This window comes from Limnohabitans sp., from assembly GCF_044373035.1.
Classification (GTDB): Bacteria; Pseudomonadota; Gammaproteobacteria; order Burkholderiales; family Burkholderiaceae_C; genus Limnohabitans_A.
This window is the reverse complement of the sequence record NZ_JBILQU010000014.1, coordinates 13800-40256: the sequence shown is the minus strand read 5'-3', so window position 1 is coordinate 40256 and position 26457 is coordinate 13800. Positions and strand designations below refer to the sequence as shown.

At 60.4% G+C, this 26457-nt stretch carries 28 protein-coding genes, 1 tRNA gene and 1 pseudogene; 16 read left to right on the top strand and 14 right to left on the bottom strand.

The annotated features are described in order from the left end of the window. Positions 1 to 219: 219 nt before the first annotated feature. Both ugpC and ugpQ read left to right on the top strand, forming a co-directional pair. Positions 220 to 1239, top strand: coding sequence for a sn-glycerol-3-phosphate ABC transporter ATP-binding protein UgpC (ugpC, locus tag ACIQ47_RS04170; protein ID WP_396436980.1), 1020 nt, complete (start codon positions 220 to 222; stop codon positions 1237 to 1239). An 8-nt stretch (positions 1240 to 1247) separates the two neighbouring features. Next, on the top strand, positions 1248 to 1982 hold the full coding sequence (gene ugpQ, locus ACIQ47_RS04165) for a glycerophosphodiester phosphodiesterase (protein WP_396436979.1): 735 nt from the start codon (positions 1248 to 1250) through the stop codon (positions 1980 to 1982). A 39-nt stretch (positions 1983 to 2021) separates the two neighbouring features. Here ugpQ and ACIQ47_RS04160 read toward each other — a convergent pair whose 3' ends face one another. Beyond that, positions 2022 to 2306 (bottom strand): hypothetical protein, encoded by a 285-nt coding sequence (locus ACIQ47_RS04160; RefSeq protein ID WP_396436978.1) that lies wholly within the window; start codon positions 2304 to 2306, stop codon positions 2022 to 2024. A 136-nt stretch (positions 2307 to 2442) separates the two neighbouring features. Between ACIQ47_RS04160 and hemA the strand changes: the two genes are divergently transcribed. The 4 genes from hemA (at position 2443) to grxD (ending at position 6146) form a co-directional block, all read left to right on the top strand. Then, the gene (hemA, locus tag ACIQ47_RS04155) at positions 2443 to 3714 is read left to right on the top strand and encodes a glutamyl-tRNA reductase (protein WP_396436977.1); all 1272 of its coding nucleotides are present in this window, start codon (positions 2443 to 2445) and stop codon (positions 3712 to 3714) included. A 95-nt stretch (positions 3715 to 3809) separates the two neighbouring features. Beyond that, positions 3810 to 4898: a peptide chain release factor 1 gene (gene prfA / locus ACIQ47_RS04150; protein WP_396436976.1), complete on the top strand. Its 1089-nt coding sequence runs from the start codon at positions 3810 to 3812 to the stop codon at positions 4896 to 4898. Next, positions 4898 to 5737: a peptide chain release factor N(5)-glutamine methyltransferase gene (gene prmC / locus ACIQ47_RS04145; protein ID WP_296292815.1), complete on the top strand. Its 840-nt coding sequence runs from the start codon at positions 4898 to 4900 to the stop codon at positions 5735 to 5737. Before prfA ends, prmC begins: the two co-directional genes overlap by 1 nt. 85 nt (positions 5738 to 5822) lie before the next feature. Then, positions 5823 to 6146 (top strand): Grx4 family monothiol glutaredoxin, encoded by a 324-nt coding sequence (gene grxD, locus ACIQ47_RS04140; protein ID WP_396436975.1) that lies wholly within the window; start codon positions 5823 to 5825, stop codon positions 6144 to 6146. 74 nt (positions 6147 to 6220) lie between these two features. Here the strand turns inward: grxD and ACIQ47_RS04135 are convergent, their stop codons facing one another. Together ACIQ47_RS04135 and ACIQ47_RS04130 are read right to left on the bottom strand one after the other, a co-directional pair. Then, positions 6221 to 6847: a lytic transglycosylase domain-containing protein gene (locus ACIQ47_RS04135; RefSeq protein ID WP_396436974.1), complete on the bottom strand. Its 627-nt coding sequence runs from the start codon at positions 6845 to 6847 to the stop codon at positions 6221 to 6223. Between the two features lie 17 nt (positions 6848 to 6864). Continuing rightward, positions 6865 to 8610 (bottom strand): proline--tRNA ligase, encoded by a 1746-nt coding sequence (locus ACIQ47_RS04130; protein WP_396436973.1) that lies wholly within the window; start codon positions 8608 to 8610, stop codon positions 6865 to 6867. Between the two features lie 99 nt (positions 8611 to 8709). On the opposite strand from ACIQ47_RS04130, the gene ACIQ47_RS04125 reads away from it, so the two are divergent. Beyond that, the gene (locus ACIQ47_RS04125; protein WP_396436972.1) at positions 8710 to 9324 is read left to right on the top strand and encodes an RNA pyrophosphohydrolase; all 615 of its coding nucleotides are present in this window, start codon (positions 8710 to 8712) and stop codon (positions 9322 to 9324) included. Between the two features lie 36 nt (positions 9325 to 9360). On the opposite strand, the gene proB is transcribed toward ACIQ47_RS04125, so the two are convergent. The 4 genes from proB to rplU form a co-directional block, all read right to left on the bottom strand. Next, positions 9361 to 10497 carry a glutamate 5-kinase gene (gene proB / locus ACIQ47_RS04120; RefSeq protein WP_296292820.1) on the bottom strand — a complete coding sequence of 379 codons (1137 nt, stop codon included), beginning with the start codon at positions 10495 to 10497 and terminating at the stop codon, positions 9361 to 9363. Between the two features lie 57 nt (positions 10498 to 10554). Next, positions 10555 to 11679, bottom strand: a complete 1125-nt coding sequence (gene cgtA / locus ACIQ47_RS04115; protein ID WP_396436971.1) for an Obg family GTPase CgtA — start codon at positions 11677 to 11679, stop codon at positions 10555 to 10557. A gap of 103 nt (positions 11680 to 11782) precedes the next feature. Then, the gene (gene rpmA / locus ACIQ47_RS04110) at positions 11783 to 12043 is read right to left on the bottom strand and encodes a 50S ribosomal protein L27 (protein ID WP_396428620.1); all 261 of its coding nucleotides are present in this window, start codon (positions 12041 to 12043) and stop codon (positions 11783 to 11785) included. Positions 12044 to 12055: 12 nt separating this feature from the next. Further along, entirely contained in the window at positions 12056 to 12367 is a 312-nt protein-coding gene (rplU, locus tag ACIQ47_RS04105; RefSeq protein WP_296292822.1) for a 50S ribosomal protein L21, read from the bottom strand. A gap of 211 nt (positions 12368 to 12578) precedes the next feature. Here rplU and ACIQ47_RS04100 point away from each other — a divergent pair, with 211 nt between their 5' ends. The 8 genes and pseudogenes from ACIQ47_RS04100 (at position 12579) to ACIQ47_RS04065 (ending at position 19096) form a co-directional block, all read left to right on the top strand. After that, a complete protein-coding gene (locus ACIQ47_RS04100; RefSeq protein WP_396436970.1) occupies positions 12579 to 13562 on the top strand; it encodes a polyprenyl synthetase family protein in 984 nt (327 codons plus the stop codon). A gap of 24 nt (positions 13563 to 13586) precedes the next feature. Further along, positions 13587 to 13988: a surface-adhesin E family protein gene (locus ACIQ47_RS04095; RefSeq protein ID WP_396436969.1), complete on the top strand. Its 402-nt coding sequence runs from the start codon at positions 13587 to 13589 to the stop codon at positions 13986 to 13988. 290 nt (positions 13989 to 14278) lie between these two features. Continuing rightward, positions 14279 to 15454: pseudogene (locus tag ACIQ47_RS04090) on the top strand (GspE/PulE family protein); the annotation flags it as partial. Continuing rightward, positions 15451 to 16665 (top strand): type II secretion system F family protein, encoded by a 1215-nt coding sequence (locus tag ACIQ47_RS04085; protein ID WP_396436968.1) that lies wholly within the window; start codon positions 15451 to 15453, stop codon positions 16663 to 16665. The pseudogene ACIQ47_RS04090 and the gene ACIQ47_RS04085, both read left to right, overlap by 4 nt. A 1-nt stretch (position 16666) precedes the next feature. Continuing rightward, positions 16667 to 17485, top strand: a complete 819-nt coding sequence (locus ACIQ47_RS04080) for a prepilin peptidase (protein WP_396436967.1) — start codon at positions 16667 to 16669, stop codon at positions 17483 to 17485. 6 nt (positions 17486 to 17491) lie between these two features. Then, entirely contained in the window at positions 17492 to 18106 is a 615-nt protein-coding gene (gene coaE, locus ACIQ47_RS04075; RefSeq protein WP_396436966.1) for a dephospho-CoA kinase, read from the top strand. 22 nt (positions 18107 to 18128) lie between these two features. Next, on the top strand, positions 18129 to 18884 hold the full coding sequence (zapD, locus tag ACIQ47_RS04070) for a cell division protein ZapD (protein ID WP_396436965.1): 756 nt from the start codon (positions 18129 to 18131) through the stop codon (positions 18882 to 18884). A 5-nt stretch (positions 18885 to 18889) separates the two neighbouring features. Further along, positions 18890 to 19096, top strand: a complete 207-nt coding sequence (locus ACIQ47_RS04065) for a DNA gyrase inhibitor YacG (RefSeq protein WP_396436964.1) — start codon at positions 18890 to 18892, stop codon at positions 19094 to 19096. A gap of 8 nt (positions 19097 to 19104) precedes the next feature. Here ACIQ47_RS04065 and ACIQ47_RS04060 read toward each other — a convergent pair whose 3' ends face one another. The 4 genes from ACIQ47_RS04060 to secA all read right to left on the bottom strand — a co-directional run bounded on the left by ACIQ47_RS04060 (position 19105) and on the right by secA (position 24548). Beyond that, positions 19105 to 19599 (bottom strand): NUDIX domain-containing protein, encoded by a 495-nt coding sequence (locus ACIQ47_RS04060; protein ID WP_396436963.1) that lies wholly within the window; start codon positions 19597 to 19599, stop codon positions 19105 to 19107. Next, complete coding sequence (locus ACIQ47_RS04055) at positions 19596 to 20486, bottom strand: ATP-binding protein (RefSeq protein ID WP_396436962.1); 891 nt, start codon at positions 20484 to 20486, stop codon at positions 19596 to 19598. The genes ACIQ47_RS04060 and ACIQ47_RS04055 overlap by 4 nt, the downstream gene beginning before the upstream one ends. Further along, a complete protein-coding gene (gene argJ, locus ACIQ47_RS04050; protein ID WP_396436961.1) occupies positions 20483 to 21712 on the bottom strand; it encodes a bifunctional glutamate N-acetyltransferase/amino-acid acetyltransferase ArgJ in 1230 nt (409 codons plus the stop codon). The genes ACIQ47_RS04055 and argJ overlap by 4 nt, the downstream gene beginning before the upstream one ends. An 82-nt stretch (positions 21713 to 21794) precedes the next feature. Then, the gene (gene secA / locus ACIQ47_RS04045) at positions 21795 to 24548 is read right to left on the bottom strand and encodes a preprotein translocase subunit SecA (RefSeq protein ID WP_396436960.1); all 2754 of its coding nucleotides are present in this window, start codon (positions 24546 to 24548) and stop codon (positions 21795 to 21797) included. 240 nt (positions 24549 to 24788) lie between these two features. On the opposite strand from secA, the gene ACIQ47_RS04040 reads away from it, so the two are divergent. Continuing rightward, on the top strand, positions 24789 to 25091 hold the full coding sequence (locus tag ACIQ47_RS04040; protein ID WP_396436959.1) for a hypothetical protein: 303 nt from the start codon (positions 24789 to 24791) through the stop codon (positions 25089 to 25091). 71 nt (positions 25092 to 25162) lie between these two features. On the opposite strand, the gene ACIQ47_RS04035 is transcribed toward ACIQ47_RS04040, so the two are convergent. The 3 genes from ACIQ47_RS04035 to ACIQ47_RS04025 all read right to left on the bottom strand — a co-directional run bounded on the left by ACIQ47_RS04035 (position 25163) and on the right by ACIQ47_RS04025 (position 26391). Further along, a tRNA-Thr gene (locus ACIQ47_RS04035) sits at positions 25163 to 25238 on the bottom strand. Positions 25239 to 25292: 54 nt separating this feature from the next. Then, complete coding sequence (locus ACIQ47_RS04030) at positions 25293 to 25736, bottom strand: ClpXP protease specificity-enhancing factor (protein WP_396436958.1); 444 nt, start codon at positions 25734 to 25736, stop codon at positions 25293 to 25295. 43 nt (positions 25737 to 25779) lie between these two features. Further along, entirely contained in the window at positions 25780 to 26391 is a 612-nt protein-coding gene (locus ACIQ47_RS04025) for a glutathione S-transferase N-terminal domain-containing protein (protein WP_062406307.1), read from the bottom strand. Positions 26392 to 26457: the final 66 nt, after the last annotated feature.

Sequence of the window (26457 nt, the reverse complement as noted above, 5' to 3'; positions counted from 1 at the left end):
GGTCGTCATCCTGATGCAAAAATGGTTCGTCAAAGGCCTGGTTGATACGGAAAAATAAATACGCCGGGGACAGACCAACGCGAAGCGTTGCTCTGTCCTCGTCAAATTAACAAGCCGGGGACAGACCCATGCGAAGCGTTGCTCTGTCCTCGTCAACTCAATAACCCGGAGACAGACCCATTTGAAGCGTTGCTCTGTCCTCGTCTGATCAAAAAACATATGGCTTCCATCACTCTCTCTCACATCCTCAAAACCTACGGTGCAGGCGACAAAGCCAACACCGTCATCCACGACCTGAGCGCCGAGATCGCACACGGTGAATTTGTCGTCATCGTCGGCCCCTCGGGCTGCGGCAAATCCACCCTGCTGCGCATGGTGGCGGGCCTCGAAGACATCTCCGGTGGCTCCATCTCGATTGGTGAGCGCGTGGTCAACGGCCTGGAGCCCGCCGAGCGCGACATCGCCATGGTGTTCCAGAACTACGCGCTTTACCCGCACATGAGCGTGTTCGACAACATGGCCTATGGCCTGAAAATCGCCAAAGTGCCGGTGGCCGAGATCAAAACCCGCGTGGACAAGGCTGCCGCGATTTTGGAGTTGTCGCAACTGCTGCAGCGCAAACCGCGCGAACTGTCGGGTGGCCAGCGCCAGCGCGTGGCCATGGGCCGCGCCATCGTGCGCCAGCCGCAGGTGTTTTTGTTTGACGAGCCGCTGTCGAATCTGGACGCCAAGCTGCGCGCCCAGACCCGGCTGGAAATTCAGAAACTGCACCGCGAATTGGGCATCACCAGCCTGTTTGTCACGCACGACCAGGTCGAAGCCATGACCTTGGCCCAGCGCATGATCGTCATGAACGGCGGCCACATGGAACAGTTCGGCACACCCGAGGAGGTCTACAACCGCCCGGCCAGCACCTTTGTGGCCAGCTTCATTGGCTCGCCCCCGATGAACTTGCTGCAGCACGCTCCGGGCACACCCGCAGGGCAAATTTTGGGCATCCGCCCCGAGCACCTGGACATCACGCCTGTCACCGAAAACGGTGGCTGGACACTGACGGTAGACACCGTGGAATTGCTGGGCGCCGAGCGCTTGGTGCACGCCCGTCTCGGCCAAGAAACGCTGACCCTGCGACTGGACGAATCAGTGCCCGTGCCTCAACCGGGCAGCACCTTCCACGCCACGCCACGCGCCGACCGACTGCACTGGTTTGACAGGGCCTCGCAAAAACGCATCGCCTGAAGAGCACCATGAAACACTGGCCCTACCCACGCTGGATTGCCCACCGAGGCGCTGGCAAGCTTGCCCCGGAAAACACCCTGGCCGCCTTCCGGCTGGGCGCAGCGCAAGGCTTTCGCATGTTCGAGTGCGATGCCAAGCTCAGCGCAGACGGCGTGGTGTTTTTGATGCACGACGCCACGCTGGAGCGCACCACCAACGGCAACGGCATCGGCGGCGATCTGCCTTGGCATGCCCTGTCGCAGTTGGACGCTGGCGGCTGGCATTCGCGGGCTTTTGCGGGCGAGCCACTGCCCACTCTGGAAGCACTGGCCCGGTTTTGTCTGGCGAACCGCTACCTGCTGAACATCGAAATCAAACCCACGCCGGGCACTGAAGCGGCTACGGGCGACGCGGTTGCGCGTCTGGCGGCGCAACTGTGGCAAGGTGCCGAAATCCCACCCCTGCTGACATCTTTCAAACCCGACGCGCTGGCGGCAGCGCAAACGGCGGCACCCGAGTTGCCGCGTGGCCTGCTGGTGGATACGCTGTGGGACGGCTGGTTGGAAAAGGCTTTGGCGCTGCAGTGCTGCGCCGTGGTCGCCAACTACGCCCTATGGGACAGCGCCACCGTGGCCCGCGTGCACAGCGCGGGGCTCAAGTGCCTGAGCTACACCGTCAACGACGACTGGGCCGCCCAGCACCTGCTGGCCCTGGGCACCGACGGCATCATCACCGACCGGGTGGATGGGTTCAGTCCGATTTGACAATGGGGTCAACCCGCCCCTGGCCGAAGGCGTCTCGTGTTAACTTCGTTTCTTGCTGACCCAGCCCCGCTGCATCAGCCACTCGGCCGTGGCGGCCACCAGCAGCAAGGCGATGTAGGTACTCATCTTGCCGTCCTGGCCGTGCAGCCATAACCCGGTGACCAGCACGGCCAGCCCGCTCAGGACATGCACCCCCATGCGGCGACCCAGGCTGACCCGACCCGAACCCATAACCCAGCCCCCAGCCAAAGGCATGAAGCTCGCCAAGGCCAAAGCGGGCAGCAGAAAATTGAACAGGTGCAATCCCAATTGCCAAAACGTCATGAAATCTCGCTCCAGTTGTTCCGAGCACGCCCTCAAGGTGCGCCACATCCTGAAATTGTGCATGTAAAACCACGTCTACTGACCTCTCTTGTATTGTGTCAATAGAGGTTGACAGCCGATGCCTATAATGACCTGCATGGCTGTATGGACCCTGGGTTTGAACCACACCACTGCGCCGCTGGATCTGCGCGGGCGGTTCGCGTTCGCCGTGGACAAACTGGTGCCCGCACTGCACGGTTTGCGCCAGGACCTGGCCAGCCACACGGCACAAGCGCCCGAAGCGGCTATTCTTTCGACCTGTAACCGCACCGAAATTTATTGTGCCGCCGACCAAGCTGCCACCGGCGACACCTTGCGTTGGTTGGCCCAAGCCGGTGGTGTGAGCGCGTCCGAACTGCACGCCCACACGTATTTGCTCGAAGGCAATGAGGCGGCCCGCCATGCTTTTCGCGTGGCCAGCGGCCTGGACTCCATGGTCTTGGGCGAAGCCCAGATTCTGGGCCAGCTCAAGGACGCCGTGCGTGCAGCCGAGCAAGCCGGCGCCCTGGGCAGCACCCTCAACCAGTTGTTTCAGCGCAGCTTCGCCGTGGCCAAAGAAGTGCGCAGCTCCACCGAAATCGGTGCCCACTCCATCAGCATGGCCGCTGCCTCGGTGCGCCTGGCCAGCCAGTTGTTCGAAGACATCCAAGACATCCGCATCCTGTTTGTCGGTGCGGGTGAAATGAACGAGTTGGTGGCCACCCACTTTGCAGCCAAGCAGCCCAAAGGCATGGTGATTGCCAACCGCAGCCTGGACCGCGCCGAGTTGCTGGCCCACCGATTTGGGGCCGAGGTCATGCCCCTGTCCGACCTGCCCGAACGCTTGCACGAGTTCGACGCGGTCATCAGCTGCACCGCCAGCACCTTGCCCCTGATTGGTTTGGGTGCGGTCGAACGCGCCCTTAAAAAACGCAAATACCGCCCCATGTTCATGGTCGATCTGGCGGTGCCGCGTGACATCGAGCCCGAGGTCAAGGCCCTGCAAGACGTTTACCTGTACACCGTGGACGACCTGGCCAGTGTGGTGCAGGCAGGTCAGGCGCACCGGCAAGCGGCCGTGGCCGAGGCCGAGGTCATCATCGACGCCGGGGTGCAAAGTTTCATGCATTGGATGGGCCAGCGCGGCACCGTGCCCCTGATCCAGCAGCTTCAAAACCAAGCCGACGCTTGGCGCGAAGCCGAAATGGTCCGCGCCCGCAAGTTGCTGGCACGGGGCGATGACCCGATCGCCGTGATGGAGGCCCTGTCCAAAGGCCTGACCCAGAAAATGCTGCACGGCGCCCTGGCCGAGTTGCGCGGGACCGACTCCGAGCACCGCGAGCACACCATTCAAACTGTGCAGCGCGTCTTCTTGCGCAAAGAGCGTTAGCGGCTTGGCTTGGCAGGTCGGCACATCAACACCGACACCCTCCCTGCTCCATACCCGTTGGAATTCAAGATCCAACTTTCAAAAATTCTGGCCGCATGAAACCCTTTCTTATCCAGCAACTCGAACGCTATGCCCTGCGCTTGACCGAGCTGGACTTTTTACTGTCCCGCGAAGACATCATGGCCGACATGACGCAGTTCCTGAAACTCTCTCGGGAACATGCCGAGGTCAGCGCCGTGGCCTCGCGCTTTGCCCGCTTTCAGCAGCGCAGCGCCGATCTGGCCACAGCCCAAACCATGTTGGATGACGAAGACCTGCGCGAGATGGCCGAAGAAGAAGTGGCCAGCGCCAGCGCCGAACTGCAAAGCCTGGAATCAGAGCTGCAGCGCATGCTGCTGCCCAAAGACCCCGACGATGCCCGCCCCGCTTTTGTGGAAATTCGTGCAGGCACCGGAGGCGACGAATCGGCCTTGTTCGCGGGCGACTTGCTGCGCATGTACACCCGCTTCGCCGAAAGCCAGGCTTGGCGTTGCGAGATCATCTCGGAGTCGATGAGCGAACTGGGCGGCTACAAAGAAGTCGTGGTGCGCATCGAAGGCGACCAGGTGTATGGCGCGCTCAAGTTCGAATCGGGCGGCCACCGGGTGCAGCGCGTGCCCGCGACCGAAACCCAAGGCCGCATCCACACCAGCGCCTGCACGGTGGCCGTGCTGGCCGAGCCGGACGAGGCAGAGGCCATCAAGATCAACCCGTCCGATTTGCGCATTGACACCTACCGCGCCAGCGGCGCGGGTGGGCAGCACATCAACAAGACCGACTCGGCGGTGCGCATCACCCACTTGCCCACCGGCATCGTGGCCGAATGCCAAGATGGCCGCAGCCAGCACAGCAACAAGGCGCAAGCCCTGAAGGTGCTGACCGCCCGCATTCAGGAAAAAGACCGGTCCGAACGCGCCACCAAAGACGCGGCCGAGCGCAAAAGCCTGATCGGCAGCGGCGAGCGCTCCGACCGCATCCGCACCTACAACTTCCCGCAAGGGCGCCTGACCGACCACCGCATCAACCTCACGCTGTACAAGCTGCTCACCATCATGGAAGGCGATTTGAAAGACGTGGTCGATGCACTGCAGGCCTACGAAGCCGCAGAACAACTGGCTGCACTGGAAATCGGGGCGACTGCGTGATGGACCCGCGCGCCAGCCCCAGCGTGGCCGATTGCCTGCAACAAGCCCACAGACAAGGGCTGGCCCGCGTGGACGCGCAGATGCTGCTGCTGCATGCCTTGGCGCGCCCGGTGCATGAGCGCGCCTGGCTGCTGGCCCACGACACCGATCTGTTGACCGAGGCGCAACAACACAACTGGGGCCAAGCCCTGCAGCGCCGCCTGCAAGGCGAGCCCGTGGCCTATATCACCGGGCACAAAGACTTTTTTGGCCTCACGCTGAAGGTGGACGCCCGTGTGCTGGACCCGCGCCCCGACACGGAAATCCTGGTCGAATGGGCGCTGGAATTGCTGCCTTCAAGCCAGCCAACCCGCGTGCTGGACCTGGGCACCGGCAGCGGGGCCGTGGCGCTGGCCCTGCAGCACCACCGCCCTGCCGCACAGGTGACGGCGGTGGACGCCAGTGCCGACGCCCTGGCCGTGGCCAGCGCCAATGCCCAGCGCCTGAACTTGGCCGTGAAGTGTGTGATCAGCCACTGGATGGACGCCGTGCCGGGTCCATTTGAGCTGATCGTCTCCAACCCCCCCTATGTGGCCGAAGGCGACCCGCACCTTGCCGCCCTGACCCATGAGCCCCTGAGCGCGCTGACCAGCGGCACAGATGGCCTCGATGACATCCTCCAGATCATTGCCCAAGCCCCCAGCCGCCTCGCCCCGGGCGGCTGGCTGCTGCTCGAACACGGCTGGGACCAAGCGGCCCCGGTGCAAGCCCTGCTGCGCGAAGCCGGTTTTGTGCAGGTGCAGTCGCGCCGCGATCTGGGCGGTTTAGAGCGCTGTACAGGCGCAGTCATGCCAAAGTGACAGCAACATCCCTGCAAAAATGGCAGACTTTCAATCAGAGACATAATTGACTTCATTCGACACCGACCCCACTTGGAGCAACAACATGAGCGACACCCAACAACGCATCGACGAACTCGTCAAAGGCAACGAGATCACCCTGTTCATGAAAGGCAACGCCAGCTTTCCCATGTGCGGGTTTTCAGGCCGTGCCATCCAACTGCTCAAGGCTTGCGGCGTGGACCCCAAGACGGTCAAAACCGTGAACGTACTGGACGACGCCGAAATCCGCCAAGGCATCAAGGAATACAGCAACTGGCCCACCATCCCCCAGCTCTACATCAAGGGCGAATTCATCGGCGGCTCGGACATCATGATGGAAATGTACGAATCGGGCGAGCTGCAACAAGTGATCAACGGCCAGGCCTGATTGGCCAAGGGCGGCGGCCCTGCCACCCCGAATAGCCACCTGCGGGTGGCTTTTTCACTGCTGGCCCGTGCACCTCAATCTTCCGCTTGCAACCACAGCCGCTGCGCCGCTTGAACGGCCTGCGGATAAGCGCTTTTTCCGCGTGAACCGTTGTAACGACCCAGCCCCATGAAAATGTCGCCCCGTTCCCGGTCCAGGTAGTGGCGCAGGATCACGCACCCAAAACGCAGGTTGGTCTGCATGTGGAACAGGCGGCTGTCGTCGCCGTCGCCGATCAGGCGCGCCCAAAACGGCATGACCTGCATGTAGCCGCGTGCCCCGGCGCTGGAAATGGCGTATTTGCGAAACGCGCTTTCGACCTGCACCACGCCCAGCACCAGCGACAGCGGCAGGCCTGCGCGGCGGGCTTCGTACCAAAGGGTTTGCAAAAATTCTTGCCGCTCGGTGGGGTTCTTTTTGTGGCGTGCCAGACGCTGACTGCTGGCCGCTAGCCATTGGGCATAGGCCTGCTGATCTGCAGCGGTGGGCAGCAGGGGCTCAGGCGGCGCTGCCGCTGCCACCGCCGCGCTCAGGGCCGAACGCACGGCGTGCGACAGGGGCTCTTCGATTTGCCGTCCGGCATGCGTCAGCCCGGCGGGCAACAGGGTCCCGCACAGGCTGAGCAAACAAGCCCGGCGGCTGGGCAAGACCGAGCGCGTCATGGGCCGGGGTGCGCGGTTCAGGGGGCCAAACGCCCCTTGAGGTGGCCCAGAAGATCGGCCACCGACACTTTGCTCGATTCGGCATCCCGGCGGTGCTGGTACTCGACCAAACCGTCTTTGAGGCCCTTGTCGCCAATCGTGATGCGGTGCGGCACGCCGATCAGTTCCCAGTCGGCAAACATGGCACCGGGGCGCTCGCCCCGGTCGTCCAAGATGACATCCACCCCGTCCGCCAACAAGGCGGCATAGATGCGTTCGGCCTCGGCCTTGACGGCTTCGCTGCGGTCCATGCCAATGGGACAGACCACCACGGTGAAGGGGGCGATGGCGTCGGGCCAAATGATGCCGCGTTCGTCGTGGTTTTGCTCGATGGCAGCGGCGGGCAGGCGGGTGATGCCAATGCCGTAGCAACCCATTTCCAGAAACTGGGGCTTGCCGTTTTCGTCCAGGAAGGTGGCACTCATGGCCTTGGAGTATTTGGTGCCCAGGTAGAACACATGGCCCACCTCGATGCCGCGCTCAATGGCCAGTTCTCCCAGACCGTCAGGCGACTTGTCACCAGTGACCACGTTGCGGATGTCGGCCACCAGCGCAGGCTCGGGCAGGTCACGGCCCCAGTTGACGCCAGTGATGTGGAAGTCTTCTTCGTTGGCGCCGCAAATCCAGTCGACCATCACGGCCACATCGCGGTCGGCCACCAGGTGCACGGGCTTTTTGAGGTTCAGCGGGCCGAGGTAGCCGGGCTTGCAGCCGAAGTGGTCTTCGATCTCGCTCAAGGTGGCAAAACGGAAGCCGCCTTCCATGCCGGGCAGCTTGCCGACCTTGACTTCGTTCATGTCGTGGTCGCCACGCAAGAGCAAGAGCCAAACTTGCGATTTGACGATCTCGCCCTGCTCGTTCAGGGTGTCGGTGGCCAGCACCAAGGATTTGACGGTGGTGGACAGGGGCACGTACAGCAAAGCGGCCACGTCTTCGCAGGTGCTCTTGCCTGGGGTGGGGGTCTTGGTCAGCGCTTGCGATGCCGCGCCGCGTGGCTGGCTGGGGGCCAGGGCTTCGGCTTTTTCGATGTTGGCGGCGTAGCTGCTGGTGGGGCAATAGACGATGGCGTCTTCGCCCGTGGCAGCGATCACCTGGAACTCTTCAGACAAATCCCCCCCGATGGCCCCGCTGTCTGCGGCAACTGCGCGGTAGGTGAGGCCAAAGCGGTCAAAGATCTTGCGGTAGGCCCCGGCCATCACCTGGTAGCTGGCCTTGGCGCTCGCCACGTCGCGGTCAAAGCTGTAGGCGTCTTTCATGGTGAATTCGCGGCCACGCATCAGGCCAAAACGGGGGCGGCGCTCGTCGCGGAATTTGGTCTGGATTTGGTAAAAATTTTTGGGCAACTGTTTGTAACTGCGCACTTCCTGGCGCACCACATCGGTCACCACTTCTTCGCTGGTGGGCTGGATCACGAAATCGCGGCCATGGCGGTCCTTGATGCGCAGCAATTCAGGGCCCATCTTGTCAAAGCGGCCGGTCTCTTGCCACAGCTCAGCCGGCTGCACCACGGGCATGGTCATCTCAATGGCGCCTGCGCGGTTCATCTCTTCGCGCACGATGGCTTCGACCTTGCGGATCACGCGCAAACCCATGGGCATGTAGTTGTAGATGCCTGCGCCCAGCTTTTTGATCATGCCGGCGCGGGTCATGAGCTTGTGGCTGACCACTTCAGCGTCGGCGGGGGCTTCTTTGAGGGTGGAAATGAGGAACTGGGAGGCTTTCATCGCGGCGGGCTAACTCAGCAGGGGGATCAGGGAAACATCCAAGAGCAAGCGCCTGTGCGGCGTGCATAATGGACACAATTTAAAAATTTGAGGTTGATTATGCTTGACCGTGAAGGCTTTAGGCCAAACGTCGGCATCATTCTGCTCAACCAGAAAAACCAGGTTTTCTGGGGCAAGCGCATCCGTACCCACAGCTGGCAGTTTCCGCAGGGTGGCATTGACCGGGGTGAAAGCCCTGAACAAGCCATGTTCCGTGAACTGCACGAAGAAGTGGGGCTCCACCCGGAGCATGTGCGCATCGTGGCCCGAACCCGTGACTGGTTGCGCTATGAGGTGCCGGACCGCTTCATCCGACGGGATGCACGCGGCTTTTACAAGGGCCAGAAACAGATCTGGTTCCTTTTGCAGATGGTGACGCACGACCACCACCTGAACTTGCGTGCCACCGACCACCCCGAGTTTGACGCTTGGCGTTGGAACGACTATTGGGTGCCGCTCGATGTGGTGGTGGAGTTCAAGCGCGGCGTGTATGAAATGGCGCTGACTGAACTGGCCCGCTATTTGCCCCGGCAAGAGCGGCAAAACCGCTATTTGCGTGGCGGCAGCCGCGCCCCACGAGATCTAGGCGTCGACCACGATCACGGCGAGATGCAGCCACCCTTGCACATGGAGTTGCCCCCGGGTGCCAGCTTCGACCCGAACCCGCAAGGCTGACTCGCCCTGCGTTGGCTGGTTTCGATCCCCTTGACTTCAGCGGCTCAGGATCAGGTTGTCCCGGTGCACCATTTCGGGCTCGGCGGTGTAGCCCAGCAAGGCCTCGTAGTCGTGCGAGGGCTTGCGGCACAACAAACGGGCCTCGGCACTGGCGTAATTGGCCAAGCCCCGAGCAATTTCGGCACCCTGCTCATCCCGAATGGCGATCACATCGCCGCGTGAAAAATCACCCGCGACGCCTGTCATGCCGATGGGCAGCAGGCTTTTGCCTTCGGTCAGCACTTTGTGCGCTGCACCCGCATCCACGGTGACCGAGCCGCGCAGCTGCAGGTGGTCAGCCATCCATTGTTTGCGGGCTTGCTGTTTGGCGGTCTGGGCCACCAGCAGGGTGCCCATGTTGTCGCCCTGGCACAAGCGCAGCAAGGCATCGGGCTCACGTCCCCAGGCGATCACAGTGGATGCGCCAGAACCGGCTGCCCGTTTGGCCGCCAGGATTTTGGTGATCATGCCGCCCCGTCCAATGCTCGAACCCGCACCGCCTGCCATGGCTTCCAAGGCCAAATCCCCAGCATGGGCCTCGTGCACGAAGGTGGCCGAGGGGTCTTTGCGCGGGTCGGCGGTGTACAAGCCTTTTTGGTCGGTCAGGATGATCAGCAAGTCGGCTTCGATCAGGTTGGCCACCAAGGCACCCAAGGTGTCGTTGTCGCCAAACTTGATCTCATCGTTGACCACCGTGTCGTTTTCGTTGATCACGGGCAACACCTTGTGTTGCAGCAAGGTGAACAAAGTCGAGCGGGCGTTGAGGTAGCGCTCGCGGTCGGCCAGGTCGGCATGCGTGAGCAAGACCTGGGCGCTGCCCATGCCGTTTTCGCGCAGCTTGGTTTCGTACATTTGCGCCAGACCCATCTGGCCCACAGCGGCTGCGGCCTGCAAAGCAGGGACTTCGCTCGGGCGAGTGGTCCAGCCCAGGCGCTTCATGCCTTCAGCAATCGCGCCGCTGGAGACCATGACCACTTCTTTGCCTTGGCTGCTCAGCAGCGCCATCTGGCGACACCACTCGCCAATCGCGCCCTCGTCCAGACCGCGCCCTTCATTGGTCACCAGGCTGGAGCCGACTTTGACGACGATGCGGCGCGCATCGCGCAACAGGGTGGAAACGGCGGCAGAAGACATGCTGGGGTTTTACTGGGCGTGAAGAAAAAAGGACAAATTTAGGCGCACGCCACCGGATCAATCCGCATCAGACGGCAGCGGCTTGAAACGCGGGTCATCGGCATCCGGCTCTTGCGGCTTGTCCTGTTCGGTGAAGCGGGGGTCAATCTCCACAATGCCCTGCTCGATGATTTGCTGGGCACGGATGTGTTTGTAGATTTCCTTGATCAGCGGCTCGCAACCTTCACGGGTCAGGGCAGAAATTTGAAAGACGGGGCCTTTGTAACGCATGCGCTTGATGAATTCCTTCACCCGCGCTTCGCGCTCCTCGGTTGGCACCATGTCCAGCTTGTTCAGCACCAGCCAGCGGGGCTTGTTGTACAAACCGGGATCGTATTTTTTAAGCTCCGCCACGATGGCCTTGGCCTGCTGCACCGGATCGACGTTCTCGTCAAAAGGCGCAAAGTCGACCACATGCAAGAGCAAACGGGTGCGCTGCAAATGGCGCAGGAACAAATGGCCCAAGCCAGCACCTTCTGAGGCGCCCTCGATCAGCCCCGGCACATCGGCCACCACAAAGCTTTGTTCGGGGCCCACACGCACCACGCCCAAGTTGGGGTGCAAGGTGGTGAAGGGGTAATCGGCGATTTTGGGGCGGGCATTGGAGACGGCCGCGATGAAGGTGGACTTGCCCGCATTGGGCATGCCCAGCAGACCGACATCGGCCAGCACCTTCAATTCGAGCTTGAGCTCTTTCTTCTCACCGAGCCAGCCGGGTGTTTTTTGGCGGGGCGCGCGGTTGATCGCGCTTTTGAAGCGCATGTTGCCAAAACCACCGTCGCCACCCTTGGCGATCATGATGGTTTCACCCGGCTCCAGCAACTCATAGAGCACTTCGCCGGTTTCGGCATCGGTGATGATGGTGCCCACCGGCATTTTGAGGGTGACATCGTCGCCGGCAGCGCCGAACATGTCGGAGCCCATGCCGTGCTGGCCGCGTTTGGCATCGTGCCTGCGCGAGTAACGGTAATCGACCAAGGTGTTCAGGTTGATGTCGGCAAAAGCAAACACATGACCGCCTCGCCCGCCATCGCCCCCGTTGGGACCACCGAATTCTTTGTATTTTTCATGGCGGAACGAGACGCAGCCGTTCCCGCCGTCACCTGCGGAGATGTCAATATAGGCTTCGTCAACGAACTTCATGGGGTATCCAGTGTAGCGGTGGGCCCGAGATCAAAAGGTCAGCGGGCCAGAATGCGAAAAGCCCCGGCTTGCGGGGCTCCTCTTCGCCATGGACGCAACGGGCTTAAACAGCCGGCGTCACGTTGACCATGTGCTTGCTCAGTTCGCCTTTGGTAGAAAACGACACATGGCCGTCGATCAGAGCAAACAAAGTGTGGTCTTTGCCGATGCCGACATTGTTGCCTGCATGGAACTTGGTACCACGTTGACGAACGATGATCGAGCCTGCACTGATCAGTTCACCACCGAAAGCCTTGACGCCGAGCATTTTTGGCTTGGAATCACGTCCGTTGCGCGTAGAGCCGCCGCCTTTTTTCTGTGCCATGACCTATTCTCCTCAGGCAGCGATCGCGCCGATTTGCAGTTCGGTGAACTGCTGGCGGTGACCCTGACGTTTCTGATAGTGTTTGCGACGGCGCATCTTGAAAATGTGCACTTTGTCGTGCTTGCCATGAGCCAGCACTGTGACTGTGACTGTTGCGCCGGACACCAGGGGCGTGCCGATCTTCAGGTCTGCGCCGTTGCCGACTGCGAGAACTTGATCAATCACGATTTCCTGGCCAACGTCCGCAGCAATCTGTTCTACTTTAATTTTTTCGCCAGCGACAACACGATACTGTTTGCCACCGGTTTTTATGACCGCGTACATAAATGACCTCTTTGAATGGAAGTTTCCAAGGGCTAATCCCCAAGGAACCCGAGATTCTAGCACGGCCACCCATGGCTGAACAATCTGTCGCTTCCCGAATGCACATGCTTCAGGGGGCCAAGCGCGACGGTCTCTATAATTACATCTTGCACTGGGTGCGTTTTGTTCCACCCGCCTCGGCTCCACCGAGCTCCCCTGCCGGATCTTCCATTTGTCTGCCTCAGAAAACAGCACCACAGCCGTTCTAGAACTGGTGGCCCCAGACATGGCCATGGTCGACCATGTCATTGCCCAGCGCCTCGATTCCGGTGTGCCCTTGGTAGGAGAGGTGGCCCGCTACATCATTTCAGCTGGAGGCAAGCGCCTTCGCCCGGTCCTGCTGCTGCTCACTTGCGGAGCCTTGGGCTACACCGGTGGCCAGCGCCACAACCTGGCGGCCGTGGTCGAATTCATCCACACCGCCACCTTGCTGCACGACGATGTGGTGGACGAGTCCACCCTCAGGCGCGGCAGGGCCACGGCGAATGAACGCTTTGGCAACCCGGCCAGCGTGCTCGTGGGTGATTTTTTGTACTCGCGCGCCTTTCAGATGATGGTGGGCGCAGACAGCATGCGGGTGATGCAAACCCTGGCCGATGCCACCAACGTGATCGCCGAAGGCGAGGTGCTGCAACTGATGAACATGCACGATGCCTCTCTTGATGAAGAAGGGTATTTGCGGGTGATCCGCTCCAAAACCGCCAAGCTGTTCGAAGCCAGCGCTCGCTTGGGGGCCATTTTGGCAGGCAGCTCGGTAGCCATTGAATCTGCCTGCGCCGATTACGGCCAAGCCTTGGGCACAGCCTTTCAGGTGATTGATGATGTGCTCGACTACGATGGCAACACCACGGAGATGGGTAAAAACCTGGGCGATGACCTGCGCGAAGGCAAGGCCACCTTGCCATTGATTCTGGCCATTCAGCGCGGCAACGCCTCACAAAGCCAAACCGTACGCGAAGCCATTGAAACTGGCAGCGTTGAACGCCTGGCCGACATCGTGACCATCGTGCGCGAAACCGGGGCGCTGGCCGCCACCCGCAGCGCCGCTGCGTCAGAAGCACAACGCGCCATTGACGCTGCGATGCAACTGCCAGACAACACTTACCGCGCTGCCATGGTGGCACTGGCCTCGCAATTGCTTGTCAGACGCACCTGACTCCAGCACCGGACATGGATGACCATGAACTGTTTCAAAACATCCAGAGGGATGCTCATCGCCTTGTCCAGCGTTTTGGCATTTCCTGGCATGGCTGCGCCCAAATGGGAAGTCATCGTTTTGAACGATCAAGGCATGTTCTACATCGATGCCAACTCCGTCACGCAAGAAGTTGGCCGCAAGGTCTTGTGGAGTGTGATCGATTACAAAAAAACTCAAATGACCGCTCAAGGCCAGCCTTATCAGTCGGCCCAGACTCAATTGATGGTCAACTGCGAAGCCAAGATGGCACGCGTGATGCATTTGACTCATTACAGTGGTGCCATGTTGACGGGCAAGGTGGTCAGTCGCCAGGGCATGTTGCACGATTGGATGGACATCGATCCCACATCGGCCATTCACAAAATCGCTCGGCGCGTCTGCTGAAGCGCTTGGGGCCATGCGCCCTTCTTGGCGACGAACGAACTGCCCCTAGCCTGGACTGAATGGCCCTGATTTTGAGGGAAGCGCAAAAGACTCACTGCAACAGAGGTCCTTGACGAGTCGTTTTTTTATGTGCTCTTTTGGCCCCGGCAAGAACCTACAAGTCCCGGCAAGTCCATGCCGAAGCATTTACAAATGGCGCACCAAGCGCCATGATTTGAATTTTTAAGTATTCAATAGATGGGCGAAGCTTCATGGATTCTGCTAAAACACGATCGGCCCTGACCGGGCACGATGATGCCCCAGTGGTCAGCTACGTTCAAAAGCTATTGGAAGAGGCGGTGGCGCTGAAAGCCTCTGACCTGCACTTTGAGCCTTATGAACACCAGTACCGGGTACGCATGCGCATCGATGGCGAACTGCGCGAGGTGGCCTCACCGCACATGGTCCTGAAGGACCGGTTGGCATCGCGCATCAAGGTGATGTCACGCCTGGACATTGCCGAGAAACGCCTGCCGCAAGACGGCCGCATGAAACTGCCATTGGCCCAAGGGCGGGAGTTGGACTTGCGTGTCAGCACCTTGCCCACCTTGTTTGGTGAAAAACTGGTGATTCGGGTGCTGGACTCCGCTCAGTCTCAACTGGACTTGGGCCTTCTGGGCTACGAACCCGAAGACCTCGAGCGCTTGCTGGCCGCCATCCGCGCACCGCACGGCTTGGTGCTGGTGACAGGCCCCACCGGTTCGGGCAAGACGCAATCCTTATACGCCTGTCTGAACCTGCTGAACACGCCCGAGGTGAACATCGCCACGGTGGAAGACCCCTGTGAAATCCAGCTCGAGGGCATCAATCAGGTCAATGTGCAGGACAAACCCGGCCTGAGCTTTGCCGTGGCCTTGCGTGCTTTTTTGCGCCAAGACCCGGATATTTTGATGGTGGGCGAAGTGCGTGATCTGGAGACCGCCAACATCGCCATCCAGGCGGCGCAAACCGGGCACCTCGTGCTCTCGACCCTGCACACCAACGACGCCCCGGCCACCCTGGTGCGCTTGCGCAACATGGGCACAGCCCCCTACAACATCGCTGCCAGTGTGAGCCTGATCACAGCGCAACGCCTGGTGCGCTGCCTGTGCACTCACTGCAAACGCGCGGCCAGCGTGCCCGCCGCGATTTGGCACAAAGCAGGGTGGCCGCTCAATCTGGGCGTCGCAGACCCCGCGCCTGTGTTTGAGCCCGTGGGCTGCCCGCAATGCCACAAAGGATTTGCCGGACGAACCGGAATTTTTCAGGTCATGCCCGTGAGCGCCGAGATGCAGCAACTGGTCTTGCAAGAAGCCGGGATACAAGATATGGCGCGCCAAGCCCGAAGCGAAGGGGTGAGCAGCTTGCGCCTGGCGGGCTTGCGCAAAGTGCTGCAAGGCATCACTTCGCTGGACGAAGTGCTGGCCGCCACGCGGGAAAGCACATGAGCGCCCCGCCGTCTGCCCGCGCCACCAAGGCATTTCGCTGGCGTGGTCGTGACCGACAAGGCCATGCCCAAAGCGGCCAAATTCAGGCCCTGAACGCCGACTTGGTCCGGGTACAGCTGCGCAGGCAGGGGCTACAACAAGTGCAGGTTCAGCGCCTGTGGTGGTCGCCACCGGACACCGTCAAAGCCAAAGACTTGTCCGTCATGACGCGCCAATGGGCGGCCATGCTGCGGGCTGGCGTACCGGTTGTGCAGGCCTTGGGCATGTTGTGCCGCAGCATGAGCGCCAAAAGCCTGGTGGCCGTGATGCAATATGTGCGCAGCGATGTGGAAGCCGGCGTGGCCTTGCACGACGCCTTGGCCAAGCACCCGAAACATTTCAGCGGCCTCTATGTGCACATGGTGCAAGCGGGCGAAGCCGCCGGGATTCTGGACTCGATGATGGAGCGGCTGTCCTTGACGCTGGAAAAAAACGAAGCGATGCGCTCCAAAATTCGTTCGGCCTTGATGTACCCCATCGCCGTGATGGCCGTGGCCTTGGTCATTTTGGTGCTGATCCTGGTGCTGGTGGTGCCGGTTTTTCAGGACGTGTTCCAGTCCTTTGGGGCCGAATTGCCCTTGGCCACGCAAGTGGTGGTCGGCATGAGCAACGCGCTGGTGCGGGCCTGGCCAGCGGCCCTGCCCTTGGGCGTGTTGCTGCTGTGGGCAGGACAACAAAGCAGCCCGGCAGCCAGCCGTGTGCGGCAATGGCTGGCCCGTTGGTGGCTGCACTGGCCCGTGCTCGGGCCGCTGCTGACCACGTCGGTGGTGGCGCGTTGGGCGCAGACCCTTTCGGCCTTACTGGCTGCGGGTGTACCTTTGACCGAAGCCTTAGGGCCCACAGCCCAAGCATGCGATCATGCAGTTTTTGCGCGCATCACATTGCAAATCCAGCGCCGGGTGGTGCAGGGCCACAGTTTGAGCGAGAGCATGGCCCAAAACGGTCGTTTTCCGGCGATGATCGTGCAGTTGTGCGCCACAGGTGAAGAAACCGGGGCCTTGGACAGCTTGCTGGGCAGGGCGGGTGTCCTGATGGAAAGCGAGCTCGACGACCAGGTCAATGGGCTGAGCAGTTTGCTGGAGCCGCTGATCATTGTGGTGCTCGGCGGCTTCATTGGGGCCATCTTGGTGGCCATGTACTTACCGATATTCAGTTTGGGGCAGGTTTTTTGACATGAACGACAGCGTTTTGGCATTCGGCCTGGCGGCTTTACTGGGTTTGATGATCGGCAGTTTCCTGAACGTGGTGATCCACCGCCTGCCGCTCATGCTGCAAGCGCAGTGGGATGTCCCGCTGGGCGATGCCCCGCCAGATGCGCCCCACTTCAATCTGGCAGTGCCCCGCTCGCACTGCCCCCACTGCCAGCACGACTTGGCTTGGCACGAGAACATTCCGCTGCTGAGCTTCCTTCGACTGCGCGGCCGATGCGCCCACTGCCAGGTCCCCATTGGTTGGCGATATCCGGCCATCGAACTGATCACTTGCGGTCTGTTCATGTGGGCAGCGGCCGAACACGGCTTGGGTCTTCAGGCGCTCGCATGGGCGGGATTTGCAGCCGCCTTGGTGGCGCTGGCCGCCATCGATGCCGACACGCGCTTGCTGCCCGACGCCATCACCCAACCCCTGGTGTGGGCGGGTCTGCTGGGTGCCAGTTTGGGATTGACGGGCATTGGCCTGAACGAAGCCCTCTGGGGAGCTGCTGCAGGCTACTTGTTTTTGTGGACGGTGTACTGGCTGTTCAAAGCCGTGACCGGCAAGGAAGGCATGGGTCAGGGCGACTTCAAGCTGCTCGCCGCTTTGGGGGCCTGGCTGGGTTGGCCCGCACTGTTGTCCTTGATCTTGATCGCCTCTTTTTCCGGGGCGCTCGGTGGCCTCTGGCTCAAGTTTCGGGATCAATTGGACGACAATGGCCAACTGGCTTTCGGGCCTTTTTTGGTGTTGGCAGGTTTGTGGGTCATGACCTTGGGTCCCCTGCCCTGGTTTTTGATCTGAACGTCCATGACACAACGCACCTGGCGCATTGGCCTGACCGGCGGCATTGGCAGCGGCAAAAGCACCGTGGCGGGCTTTTTGGCGCGGCGCGGCGCGGCCATCATCGACGCCGATGCCATTTCACGCAGCCTCACGGCACCGGGCGGCAGGGCCATGGCAGACATCGCGCACACCTTCGGTGCAGCGATGCTCAGTCCGGATGGTGCCATGGACCGCCAGGCCATGCGCGAGCGCATCTTCCGTGACCCAAAAGCCAAACGCCAGCTCGAACAGATCGTCCACCCTCTGGTCAGCCAGATCACGGCGGAGCAAGCGCAAGCGGCTGTGCAAAATGGTCACCGTGTCTTGGTGTTTGATGTGCCCTTGCTGGTGGAATCGGGTGAGCGTTGGCGCAAACAAGTGGACCGCGTGATCGTGGTGGACTGCGACACCGAGACCCAAAAGCAAAGGGTCCTGGCACGCAGTGGCCTGGCCAGCGAAGAAGTCGAGCGCATCATGGTTCAACAAGCCTCGCGTTCACAACGCCTGGCCTGCGCCGATGCCGTTTTTGTCAATCAAGGTCTTAGTTTTGATGATTTAGACGCCCGGGTGGCTCAGCTTGCCGCCGACTTCGGGCTATGATGGCGGGACTGGAAAATGCCGCGTGATACTGTACGAATACCCATTTAATGAACGCATCCGCACCTATTTGCGACTGCAGCAGTTGTTTTCCCGCATGGGTGAACTGGTCGGGCGCGATCAGGCTCTGGACCACCATTTCGCCTTGATCACCCTGTTTGAAATCATGGAGGTGGGGGGCCGATCTGAACTCAAGGCTGAGGTGCTCAAAGACCTCGAGCGACAAAAGCAAGTTTATAGCGCGTACAGGGGAAATCCCGCTATTTCCGAAAAAGCGCTGGACGGGTTGATTGCTCAACTCGATCACCTCTTTGAAGCCCTCAACCATGTGGCCGGGAAAATGGGACAAAACTTAATGGAGCATGATTTCCTGATGGCCCTCAGAAGCCGTGTGGCCATCCCGGGGGGCACTTGCGAATTTGACTTGCCCGCTTATCACGCTTGGCAGCACCATGATGCCAGCAGCCGTACCCGTGATTTGCAACAATGGATTTTGCCTTTTGCACCTTGGGCTCAAGCCATTGAACAGTTGTTGCAAATGCTGCGCGAATCAGGCTCCAGCCAAAAAGTCATGGCCACTTCAGGTCAGTTGCAACAAAACCTGCCCCAAGGACGAAGCTTTCAGCTGCTGCGCCTGAAGATCGACCCCTCTTTGGGCTTGACGCCCGAGATCAGTTGCAATCGCTTGCTGGTGGTGATTCGCATGATGCGCCAACAAAGCGATGGCAAATTGGTGGCCACGACCGATGACGTGCCGTTCGAGATGACCTTGTGCGCATAAGCGTCGTGAACCCGCCTGAATCTTTCAAACCACGCCAAGTGCGTTGCCCGGCCTGCGCTGGCACCAGCGTGTACAGCCCCAGCAATCCTTACCGCCCGTTTTGCAGCGCCCGCTGCAAAGGCGTGGACTTGGGGGCCTGGGCCAGCGAAGAATTCAAACTGCCCGACGAGACCCCGCCTGACGAGACTTTTGGCGACCCCCGTCTGCAGTGACGTGATGACTAGGTGCGTGCGCCCACGTGTGTGTGGTTTTTGAATTGCCGCTCTTCGGCCAGCCAAGCCAACACGGGGATGGTGCCCGGCAATACCGGCACAACCGCCACGGGCAGGGACTGCCAAGCGTGTGATTGCGCTTCGCGCATTTGCAACTCGCCCTGCCACGCCCACACCTTGCAAAAGTGCAAGCGCACCAGGGCGTGGGGGTAGTCGACCATCTGGGTTTTCCAAACTTGCGCTGGCCCGATCGTGATGCCCAGCTCTTCTTGCAACTCGCGACGCAAAGCTTGCTCAACCGACTCGCCCGCTTCCAGTTTGCCGCCAGGGAATTCCCAATAGCCTGCGTACACCTTGCCTTCGGGGCGCGAGGTCAGCAAAAACTGGCCATCGGCTTGGAGCAAAACACCCACGGCCACATCGACGACGGCGCGCTCGGCCTGGCCCTTTGCCAGGTCTTGCCGTACACGCTCACCGTCTGCGACCAGCAGGCCTGTGCTCATGCGCGATCCGATTGGCGACCCATCATGTCGCGGGCAAATTGGTATGCCACACGGCCACTGCGCGAACCGCGTTCCAAAGCCCAGAGCAACGCATCGGGGCGAGCGGCCTCGATTTGCGCGGGTGTGGCTCCCAGGGCGCTGAGCCATTGGCCTGCGATGGTCAGGTACTCGTCCTGTGAGAAAGGGTAGAAACTGATCCATAGGCCAAAGCGCTCGGACAGGGAAATTTTCTCTTCCACGCCTTCACCCGGGTGCACTTCGCCGTCGTCGGTGTGCTTGTAGGTGAGGTTCTCGCTCATGTACTCGGGCAAGAGGTGGCGGCGGTTGCTGGTCGCGTACACCAGCACGTTGGGGGTCGAGGCAGCCACAGTGCCGTCCAAAATGGACTTGAGCGCCTTGTAGCCCGGCTCACCGTCTTCAAAGCTCAGGTCGTCGCAGTACACAATGAACTTTTCATCCCGCCCGGATACCACCTCGATGATGTCGGGCAAATCGGTCAGGTCTTCCTTGTCCACCTCGATCAGGCGCAAGCCTTGCGGTGCATAGGTGTTCAGGCACGCCTTGATGAGCGAGGATTTGCCGGTGCCGCGTGCGCCCGTGAGCAGCACATTGTTGGCCGGATGGCCATGCACAAACTGCTCGGTGTTGCGTTGCAGCTTTTCTTTTTGGTCGTCGATTTCCTTGAGGTCATCGAGCGTCATGGCCGCCACATGGCGCACCGGCTCCATCACGCCATGGCCTGAAGAACGCTTGCGGTAGCGCCAGGCAATGGCTTGCGTCCAGTCGGGGGCCGACAGGGGTTGGGGCAAGACCGACTCGATGCGGTCCACCAACTGGCTGACTTTGGCCAGCAGTTGGTCAAGGGCTGAGGAAGCAGGAGAATTCATGAACGGTAATCCGCGTTGATGGTGACGTAATCGTGGCTCAGGTCGCAGGTCCAGACGGTGTCGCTGGCGGCGCCGCGGCCCAGGCCAACGCGCACGGTGATCTCGCTGCCCTTCATCACACGCTGACCGTCTTCTTCGCGGTACTCGGCGCGGCGTCCGCCTTGCGAGACCACATGCACGTCGTCCAGGTGCAGCTCGATCAGGCCTTGGTCCAAATCCTCGATGCCCGCATAACCCACGGCGGCCAGGATGCGGCCCAGGTTGGGGTCGCTGGCAAAAAAAGCGGTTTTGACCAAGGGCGAATGCGCGATCGCATAAGCCACCTGGCGGCACTCTTGGCCCGTGCGGCCGCCTTCGACCTGCACGGTGATGAACTTGGTGGCGCCCTCGCCATCGCGCACGATGGCGTGGGCCAGCTGGCGGGCCACTTGCATCAGGCCCTCAAGCAAGGCCTGACCATCGGCGCTGTCCAGCGAGGTGATGGGGGCATGCGCCGCCTTGTGCGTGGCGATCAACATGAAGGAATCGTTGGTCGAGGTGTCGCCGTCGATGGTGATGCGGTTGAACGAACCATCGGTCAGTTGCTTGGCCAATGCGGGCAGCAATGCGGGGTCAATGCAGGCATCGGTGGCCACAAAACCCAGCATGGTGGCCATGTTGGGGCGGATCATGCCCGCACCTTTGCTGATGCCGGTGATGCTGACGGTTTTGCCACCCACATGCACCTGGACACTGGCCGCTTTGGGCACGGTGTCGGTGGTCATGATGCCTTCTGCGGCCTTGGCCCAGTGAGCGGCTTGCGCGTCTGCCAGTGCAGCAGGCAGGCCCGCCACGATGCGGCCCACTGGCAGCGGCTCCATGATCACGCCGGTCGAAAAAGGCAGCACTTGCGCGGGCGTGCAGTGCAGCAAACCGGCCAAGGCTTCACAGGTCTGGCGGGCATGGGCCAAGCCCGGCGCACCCGTGCCGGCATTGGCATTGCCGGTGTTGACGACCAAGGCGCGCACCGCGCTGCCAACGGCCAAGTGCTCGCGGCAAACCTGCACAGGGGCGGCGCAAAAACGGTTGCGGGTGAACACGCCTGCCACACTGGCGCCCTCGTCCAGCAAAAACACGGTGAGGTCTTTGCGGTTGGCTTTGCGTACGCCTGCTTCGGCGATGCCGATGCGCACGCCCGCGATGGGCTGGAGTTGGGCGGGATCCAGAGGGGGCAAATTCACGGGCATAAACATCCTTCAGGAAAACAATCGGTAGTCAGACGGCACAAGGACAAAACGGGCCGAAGCCCGTTTCATTCGTCCAGCCTTTTCAGGCCAGTTTGCCGTGGCAGTGTTTGAATTTTTTGCCACTACCACAAGGGCAAGGCTCGTTGCGCCCGACCTGGCCCCAGGTGCTGGCCAAATCGGCCAGGCCACCTGCTGCTGCCTGCACTTGTGGCTGGCCTGTTTCATCCGGTGCGGTGTAGGTCACATTGCTGATCTGCTCAGCCCGCTCCTCAATGGCTTGCGCAGCTTGCTGAATTTGGTCGCCCGATTCGATGCGCACCATCATCAAGGTCTTGGTGACTTCGTTTTTCACGGCGTCGAGCAACTGGCCAAACAACTCAAAGGCTTCGCGCTTGTATTCCTGCTTGGGTTGCTTTTGCGCATAGCCCCTCAGGTGAATGCCCTGGCGCAGGTAATCCAAAGCGCTCAAGTGTTCGCGCCAGTGGGTGTCAATGCTCTGCAACAAAATCATGCGTTCAAAGGACACGAAACTCTCGGCCCCCACTTGGTCGAGCTTGGCCTGAAACTGTGCATGGGCAGCAGCCACGACCGTCTCCAGCAGGTCGTCGTCCGAAATGGCACTCGATGCCTGCACCTTGCCTTGCAAGTCCAGCGTCATGCCCCACTCTTCAGCCAACACTTTTTCCAGACCCGGCAGATCCCATTGCTCTTCGACCGATTCGACCGGTACAAACTGGCGCACCAGATCGGTGAAGCTCCCTTCACGCAGGGCCGTGATCTGGGCGTGCATGTCTTGCGCATCCAGAATGTCGTTGCGCTGCTGGTAAATCACCTTGCGCTGGTCATTGGACACGTCGTCGTATTCCAGCAGCTGCTTGCGGATGTCGAAGTTACGGGCTTCCACCTTGCGCTGGGCACTTTCGATGCTGCGGGTGACGATTCCCGCTTCGATCGCCTCGCCCTCGGGCATCTTCAGCCGGTCCATGATGGAGCGCACACGGTCACCCGCAAAAATGCGCATCAACGGGTCGTCCAGGCTCAGGTAAAAGCGTGAAGAACCGGGGTCGCCTTGGCGGCCCGAACGGCCGCGCAGCTGGTTGTCGATGCGGCGCGACTCATGCCGCTCAGTGGCGATGATGCGCAAACCGCCCAAGGACTTGACCTGCTCATGCACGGCCTTCCACTCCTGACGCAGCTGGGTCACTTTTTCATGGCGGACCCCCTCTGGCAGGTTCGCATCTTCTTCAATGGCCTGAACGTCTTTTTCAATGTTTCCGCCGAGCACAATGTCGGTGCCACGACCAGCCATGTTGGTGGCGATCGTGATCATGCCGGGTCGTCCGGCCTGGGCCACAATGTCCGCCTCGCGGGCGTGCTGTTTGGCGTTGAGCACCTGGTGTGGCAGCTTTTGCTGCGTCAGCAGTTGCGCAATCAGCTCCGAGTTTTCAATCGAAGTGGTGCCCACCAGCACCGGCTGGCCACGCTCAAAGCATTCTCGGATGTCCGCAATGGCCGCGGTGTAACGCTCTTGTGAAGTTTTGTACACCCGGTCCAGCTGGTCTTCGCGTTGGCTCTTGCGGTGCGGCGGAATCACCATGGTCTCCAGACCATAGATTTCCTGGAACTCATAAGCCTCGGTGTCGGCCGTGCCCGTCATGCCACCGATCTTGCTGTACAAGCGGAAATAGTTCTGGAAGGTGATGGAGGCCAGCGTCTGGTTTTCGGCCTGGATTTGCACGCCCTCTTTGGCTTCCACCGCCTGGTGCAAACCATCACTCCAGCGGCGGCCCGTCATCAGACGGCCGGTGAATTCGTCGACGATGATGATCTCGCCGTCCTGCACCACATAGTGCTGATCGCGGTGGTAAAGGTGTCGAGCACGCAGAGCAGCGCTCAAGTGGTGCATCAGCGTGATGTTGGCCGGGTCGTACAGGCTCGTGCCTGCTGGGATCAGTCCCATTTGCGCGAGCACCGTTTCGGCTTTTTCATGGCCGTCTTCGGTCAAGAAGACCTGGTGCGATTTTTCATCGACCGTGAAGTCGCCGGGCGTGATGATGCCCTCGCCCGTGCGAGGGTCGGCCTCGCCTTCTTGGCGGGTGAGCAGCGGCACGACCTGGTTCATTGCCAGGTAAGTGGCCGTGTGGTCTTCCGCCTGACCACTGATGATCAAGGGCGTACGGGCCTCGTCGATCAGAATCGAGTCGACCTCGTCCACGATGGCGTAGTTGAGCGGGCGCTGCACACGGTCATGGGCTTCGTGGACCATGTTGTCGCGCAAGTAATCGAAACCGTATTCGTTGTTCGTGCCGTAGGTGATGTCAGCGTTGTAAGCGGCTTGCTTGTCTTCTCGCGGCAGTTGCGGCAAATTGATGCCCACCTTGAGCCCCAGGAAGTTGTAGAGCTTGCCCATCCATGTGGCGTCACGGCTGGCCAAGTAATCGTTCACCGTGACCACATGCACGCCCTTGCCTGCGATGGCGTTGAGGTAGGCCGGCAGCGTGGATGTCAGGGTTTTGCCCTCGCCCGTGCCCATCTCGGCAATCTTGCCGTTGTGCAGAGCGATGCCACCGGCAAGCTGCACATCGAAGTGGCGCATCTTCATGACCCGCTTGGAGCCCTCACGCACCACAGCAAAAGCCTCGGGCAACATGGCATCCAGACTCTCACCAGCGGCAGCACGATCGCGGAAATTTTGCGTTTTGGCCCTCAGCTCATCGTCGCTCAGGCTTTCGAGTCCAGCCTCCATGGCATTGATGCGCTCGACGGTTTTGCGGTAAGTTTTGAGCAGGCGGTCGTTGCGACTGCCGAAAATCTTGGTGAGGAATGGGATGGCCATGTCATTTAGATCCACATTCAGCACAGAGGCTGAAAAACAGACCGTCTATCCTGTCTGGTTAAAAGTTTTATGAAATCCGGGCTTGCAGGGCAAAAGTCCCCATCAACCCGACAGGCCGCCCATGGGCGAACTGCACAACCTGATGATTTTAGCCGCTTGACCAGCCCTCCTCGAAAGCCTTTTCAGGGCACTGTGCCGAGGATTCACGCCTTGCCAGATAATCGAGTCCTAAGACAAGCCATGCAAAGACGCCACCAAGCCATTCCCCTGCAACAAGCCGCTCAAGAGTCCCCCACCTTTTCACTGTTGATGGGACGGGTGCGCGATTCGTCCGAGCGCCTGCAAGCCATTCGCAGTTTGCTGCCTGTGCCTTTGCGAGCCGGGATCCAGGCCGGACCCATTGAAGATGGCGCCTGGTGTCTGCTGGTGAGCTCGAACGCCGTGGCCGCCAAACTGCGTCAATTGCTGCCCGCCTTACAAGCGCATCTCAATGTCCAAGGTCTGGGGGTGTCTTCGATCCGCATCAAGGTGCAAAACCGCTGAGGCCCCACCGTTTTGGCTGCAAATTTTGGACACAAAAAAGCCCTGACTTTTGAAGGTCAGGGCTGAAGTTTTGGTGCCGCTTGTCGGATTCGAACTGACGACCTACCGCTTACAAGGCGGGTGCTCTACCAACTGAGCTAAAGCGGCACGGGCTGAATTTTAACGTGCTCCGAGGCCGACTTTGCGCAGGACCTCAATTTTTTATTTGATCCGCTTGAGTGCAGGTCTACCGGGGCTGGGTGCTGCGGGCTTGTCTTCGCTGTCGGCACTTGCAAGCGAAGGACCATCGACCGAGGACAAAGCGGCAGGAGGCGCTTGCTCATCGCTCACGGGAAAAGCCATGCCCTGTCCGTTTTCGCGAGCGTAGATGGCCATGACCCGGTGGATAGGCACCATGATTTCACGCGGCTTGCCACCAAAGCGGGCTTTGAACTCGATGAAGTCGTTGCCCAGCTTCAATGAACTGGTCGCGTCCATGCTGACGTTCAGCACGATCTCGCCCCCTTGCACATACTCACGCGGCACCTGAACCGAGTTGTCCACCTTCACCGCCACATAGGGTGTGAAGCCGTTTTCGGAACACCAGTCGTACAAGGCGCGAATCAGGTAAGGCCTGGTTGACGGCAGTTCGGTATTGCTGATCATGCGTTGTCCTTCATCGCCATTATTGACCCGAAAACACCCGGCTTTATTTGCGCATGACCTTTTCAGAAGGTGTCAGCGCCTCGATGTAGGCAGGACGCGAAAAAATGCGCTCAGCGTACTTGAGCAAAGGGGCTGCATTTTTGCTGAGTTCGATACCGTAGTAGTCCAGACGCCACAACAAAGGGGCAATGGCCACATCCAGCATGGAAAAATTGTCTCCCAGCATGAACTTGTTTTTCAGGAACACCGGGGCCAACTGGGTCAGGCGGTCGCGGATGTGCGAGCGGGCTTTTTCCAGCGCCTTGTCGTTGCCTTTGAGGGCGCGGTTTTCCAAGGTGAGCACATGGGTGAACAGTTCTTTTTCGAAGTTGAGCAAGAACAAACGCACCCGGGCGCGGTCCACCGGGTCACCGGGCATCAACTGGGGATGCGGAAAGCGCTCGTCGATGTACTCGTTGATGATGTTCGACTCGTACAGGATCAGGTCGCGCTCAACCAAAATCGGCACTTGACCGTAGGGGTTCATCACGTTGATGTCTTCTTGCTTGTTGTACAAGTCCACATCGCGGATCTCGAAGTCCATGCCTTTTTCAAACAGCACAAAGCGGCAGCGGTGTGAAAAAGGGCAAGTCGTTCCGGAATAAAGCACCATCATGGTGGAGGCTCCTCAAAAAATCAAAAAGAGTGGGAGGCCCAAAGACCTGCCACTCCAAAGGACCCG

What these genes read in the sequence shown, in the direction of transcription:
- secA (WP_396436960.1), bottom strand. Translation starts at nt 24,548, where the DNA reads ATGGCCATCCCATTCCTCACCAAGATTTTCGGCAGTCGCAACGACCGC.
- rplU (WP_296292822.1), bottom strand. Translation starts at nt 12,367, where the DNA reads ATGTACGCGGTCATAAAAACCGGTGGCAAACAGTATCGTGTTGTCGCT.
- ACIQ47_RS04055 (WP_396436962.1), bottom strand. Translation starts at nt 20,486, where the DNA reads ATGAATTCTCCTGCTTCCTCAGCCCTTGACCAACTGCTGGCCAAAGTC.
- cgtA (WP_396436971.1), bottom strand. Translation starts at nt 11,679, where the DNA reads ATGAAGTTCGTTGACGAAGCCTATATTGACATCTCCGCAGGTGACGGC.
- ACIQ47_RS04040 (WP_396436959.1), top strand. Translation starts at nt 24,789, where the DNA reads ATGCAAAGACGCCACCAAGCCATTCCCCTGCAACAAGCCGCTCAAGAG.
- ugpQ (WP_396436979.1), top strand. Translation starts at nt 1,248, where the DNA reads ATGAAACACTGGCCCTACCCACGCTGGATTGCCCACCGAGGCGCTGGC.
- ACIQ47_RS04080 (WP_396436967.1), top strand. Translation starts at nt 16,667, where the DNA reads ATGAACGACAGCGTTTTGGCATTCGGCCTGGCGGCTTTACTGGGTTTG.
- ACIQ47_RS04025 (WP_062406307.1), bottom strand. Translation starts at nt 26,391, where the DNA reads ATGATGGTGCTTTATTCCGGAACGACTTGCCCTTTTTCACACCGCTGC.
- prmC (WP_296292815.1), top strand. Translation starts at nt 4,898, where the DNA reads ATGGACCCGCGCGCCAGCCCCAGCGTGGCCGATTGCCTGCAACAAGCC.
- ACIQ47_RS04130 (WP_396436973.1), bottom strand. Translation starts at nt 8,610, where the DNA reads ATGAAAGCCTCCCAGTTCCTCATTTCCACCCTCAAAGAAGCCCCCGCC.
- ACIQ47_RS04030 (WP_396436958.1), bottom strand. Translation starts at nt 25,736, where the DNA reads ATGATCAGCAATACCGAACTGCCGTCAACCAGGCCTTACCTGATTCGC.
- hemA (WP_396436977.1), top strand. Translation starts at nt 2,443, where the DNA reads ATGGCTGTATGGACCCTGGGTTTGAACCACACCACTGCGCCGCTGGAT.
- ACIQ47_RS04095 (WP_396436969.1), top strand. Translation starts at nt 13,587, where the DNA reads ATGAACTGTTTCAAAACATCCAGAGGGATGCTCATCGCCTTGTCCAGC.
- coaE (WP_396436966.1), top strand. Translation starts at nt 17,492, where the DNA reads ATGACACAACGCACCTGGCGCATTGGCCTGACCGGCGGCATTGGCAGC.
- grxD (WP_396436975.1), top strand. Translation starts at nt 5,823, where the DNA reads ATGAGCGACACCCAACAACGCATCGACGAACTCGTCAAAGGCAACGAG.
- ACIQ47_RS04125 (WP_396436972.1), top strand. Translation starts at nt 8,710, where the DNA reads ATGCTTGACCGTGAAGGCTTTAGGCCAAACGTCGGCATCATTCTGCTC.
- prfA (WP_396436976.1), top strand. Translation starts at nt 3,810, where the DNA reads ATGAAACCCTTTCTTATCCAGCAACTCGAACGCTATGCCCTGCGCTTG.
- ACIQ47_RS04160 (WP_396436978.1), bottom strand. Translation starts at nt 2,306, where the DNA reads ATGACGTTTTGGCAATTGGGATTGCACCTGTTCAATTTTCTGCTGCCC.
- ugpC (WP_396436980.1), top strand. Translation starts at nt 220, where the DNA reads ATGGCTTCCATCACTCTCTCTCACATCCTCAAAACCTACGGTGCAGGC.
- ACIQ47_RS04060 (WP_396436963.1), bottom strand. Translation starts at nt 19,599, where the DNA reads ATGAGCACAGGCCTGCTGGTCGCAGACGGTGAGCGTGTACGGCAAGAC.
- rpmA (WP_396428620.1), bottom strand. Translation starts at nt 12,043, where the DNA reads ATGGCACAGAAAAAAGGCGGCGGCTCTACGCGCAACGGACGTGATTCC.
- ACIQ47_RS04085 (WP_396436968.1), top strand. Translation starts at nt 15,451, where the DNA reads ATGAGCGCCCCGCCGTCTGCCCGCGCCACCAAGGCATTTCGCTGGCGT.
- argJ (WP_396436961.1), bottom strand. Translation starts at nt 21,712, where the DNA reads ATGCCCGTGAATTTGCCCCCTCTGGATCCCGCCCAACTCCAGCCCATC.
- ACIQ47_RS04135 (WP_396436974.1), bottom strand. Translation starts at nt 6,847, where the DNA reads ATGACGCGCTCGGTCTTGCCCAGCCGCCGGGCTTGTTTGCTCAGCCTG.
- proB (WP_296292820.1), bottom strand. Translation starts at nt 10,497, where the DNA reads ATGTCTTCTGCCGCCGTTTCCACCCTGTTGCGCGATGCGCGCCGCATC.